This window comes from Solemya pervernicosa gill symbiont (genome assembly GCF_002020875.1).
GTDB lineage: Bacteria > Pseudomonadota > Gammaproteobacteria.
Genome location: NZ_MPRL01000145.1, coordinates 1 through 1,759, shown reverse-complemented (window position 1 = coordinate 1,759; position 1,759 = coordinate 1). Strand labels below are relative to the sequence as shown.

Here is a 1,759-nt window from a genome sequence, read left to right as displayed (position 1 = left end):
TCCGTCGTTCGCTCACGCTCTCAACTACGAATATGCAGACGGCGTCGACTATCGGGGACTAACCGCCCTCGCTTCGCTATCCATGGCGGTCAGCGAAAGTTGATATTCTTAATTCCCACGTCAGTCATGTTGGCCAGAATACGGCCACCACCGAAGACCTTGACCTCAAAATTCTTCCGATTGCCACCGTTCTTGAGTATTTCGTTGATCATGTGCTCCATCGCATAGGTACCATAGCGAGTAGAGACGCTGACATTATCGCTTGCGACCCACGAGCCGGTCCCCGAATTATCGTGCGGTAACATAAAGTGGTTCATACCCCCGATGCCAAAGATCCGATCACGTATACATACGGAGACACATGAACCGAGCACGGTGGTAATCAGCTCATCATTGGCCGTTACATAGAATTCACCCGGCAATATCTTTGCTGAAAAAATATCGTTGGTCTTATCCCAATAGCGTTTGACATCCTCGAATCCTGGCAGTGAACGTGGCATTCGGGGAGAGCTGGTAGTGGAGTAGTTTTCATGCATTACCCCTTACTCTCCTCTGCCTTCTGGTAAATCGTGTTACCGAGCAGGTGAAAGCGGTCTGTCACTTTATATAGCGATTCAGAGTGGCCCACGAAAAGGTGTCCATCCTCGGCGAGCACCCTGCTATAACGATCAAACAGTTTGCGCTGGGTATCCTTGTTGAAGTAAATAACCACGTTACGGCAAAAGATAAAATCCAAAGGCCCCTTGAAGGGCCAGTCGTGAAGTAGGTTGAGTTGGCGAAAAGAGATCATGTCGCGCAGCTCACTTCGCACACGCACCTGATCGCTCTTCTCACCCTTACCTCTTAGAAACCAGCGTTTGAGTCTCTGTTTCGGGATACCACTTATTCGATCTTCGCTATAAACCCCTCGTTTGGCCGTTGCTACTACATTCGAGTCCAGGTCAGTTGCTAATATTTTGATATCCCAGCCGCTACTTTCAGGGATCAACTCACGCACCGTCATGGCAATCGAATAGGGCTCTTCGCCTGTCGAACAACCCGCCGACCAGATACGTATACGACGCGTTATTTTGTGCGCCTCCAGCAAGGCCGGTAGCAATGTCTCTCTCAGGAATTCGAAATGATGGTTCTCACGAAAAAAGGAGGTGAGATTGGTAGTGATCGCATTGATAAAGTGCCCCATCTCATCGCCTGGGTCACTTCCCAACATCTCGAGATAGCTATCGAAACTATCATGACCCAACTGCCTAAGCCGCCGAACCAGCCGGCTGTAGACCATATCGCGTTTAGCATCGGAGAGAACAATCCCAGTCCGTTCCCCGACCAATTGCTGGATAGCATGGAAATTCTGGTCAGTAAAACCGAACTCCTTTCCATCCGCAGCTCTATTAGTGGCAATTGAAGCCAAGCTGGATCACCTGCTACTGGTAGATCAACTATCTAACCAGAAAAAAACTGAAGATCGCTCTCAATATGGCCTTGACCGGCCATATCCGAACCCCGATACGGTTGTACTAAAACTCCTCCCACTCATCATCAGAGTCGGCTTTAGCGGCAGCAGGTTCTGTCTGGCTTCTCGGAGCAGGAGCACGTTTTGCTGGTCGCGATGTGGGACGATTTTGAGCCTTGGGGCGTGATGCGGCATGGCCGCCAACATTGAAGCCGGGGAGTCGCTATTTTTGCGGAAGCTTGTTTTGGGCATCCAAGCCCAAGCAAGCGGCAAATACTTAACGCGACCGTTTATGCCTACGGCGCCCCG

At 50.5% G+C, this 1,759-nt stretch carries 2 protein-coding genes; both read right to left on the bottom strand.

The genetic code is table 11. The features are described 5' to 3' along the window. Positions 1-89: 89 nt before the first annotated feature. On the bottom strand, positions 90-536 hold the full coding sequence (locus tag BOW52_RS16745) for a hypothetical protein (RefSeq protein ID WP_078485220.1): 447 nt from the start codon (positions 534-536) through the stop codon (positions 90-92). Continuing rightward, the gene (locus tag BOW52_RS16740) at positions 536-1,408 is read right to left on the bottom strand and encodes a CheR family methyltransferase (protein ID WP_236860588.1); all 873 of its coding nucleotides are present in this window, start codon (positions 1,406-1,408) and stop codon (positions 536-538) included. The genes BOW52_RS16745 and BOW52_RS16740 overlap by 1 nt, the downstream gene beginning before the upstream one ends. Positions 1,409-1,759: the final 351 nt, after the last annotated feature.

What these genes read in the sequence shown, in the direction of transcription:
- BOW52_RS16745 (WP_078485220.1), bottom strand. Translation starts at nt 536, where the DNA reads ATGCATGAAAACTACTCCACTACCAGCTCTCCCCGAATGCCACGTTCA.